The following is a 500-nucleotide window of genomic DNA, read 5'->3' as shown; positions in this document are numbered from 1 at the left end:
GCAGAAGGTGGTGCTGGCCAAGGAAATTCTCGGCAATCCGCGGCTCTTGCTCCTCGACGAGCCGACCCGCGGCGTCGATGTCGGCGCCAAGGGCGAAATCTATGCGCGGCTGAGAGCACTCGCGGCGCAGGGGCTCGGCATATTGGTCGCCTCCAGCGAGATGCCGGAGCTGATTGGACTTTGCGACCGCATCGTGGTGCTGCGCCAGGGGCGCAACGTGGCGGAATTCATTGGCGGCGTCGACGAGCACACCGTGCTTGCCGCGGCAAACGGCAGGGAGGCCTGATGTCGGACCAGAAGATTTCGGTGGCTGCCAGCCCGGCAGCTTCAAGCCCTTCGGTACCCGCTGCTCCGGCGGCGAGGCGCGTCGATCCGCTGGCGATCATCGTGCGCTTCCAGAGCCTGATCGGCCTCGTGCTGGTGGCGATCGGCGGCGTCATCTTCTCGCCCAGGCGCCATGGCGAGATCCTGTTCCTCAACCCCGACAACATCGCCAACAT

General features: G+C 65.8%; 2 pseudogenes. Both read left to right on the top strand.

Annotated features, from left to right (window positions below):
* Positions 1–286: pseudogene (locus EN780_RS37385) on the top strand (sugar ABC transporter ATP-binding protein); the annotation flags it as partial.
* Positions 286–500 (top strand): annotated as a pseudogene (locus EN780_RS41200) (ABC transporter permease); the annotation flags it as partial. The pseudogenes EN780_RS37385 and EN780_RS41200, both read left to right, overlap by 1 nt.

The organism is Mesorhizobium sp. M4B.F.Ca.ET.089.01.1.1 (genome assembly GCF_004022605.1).
Classification (GTDB): Bacteria; Pseudomonadota; Alphaproteobacteria; order Rhizobiales; family Rhizobiaceae; genus Mesorhizobium; species Mesorhizobium abyssinicae.
Note: the sequence above shows the minus strand (reverse complement) of the source record. Positions and strands in the feature narration are given on the sequence as shown.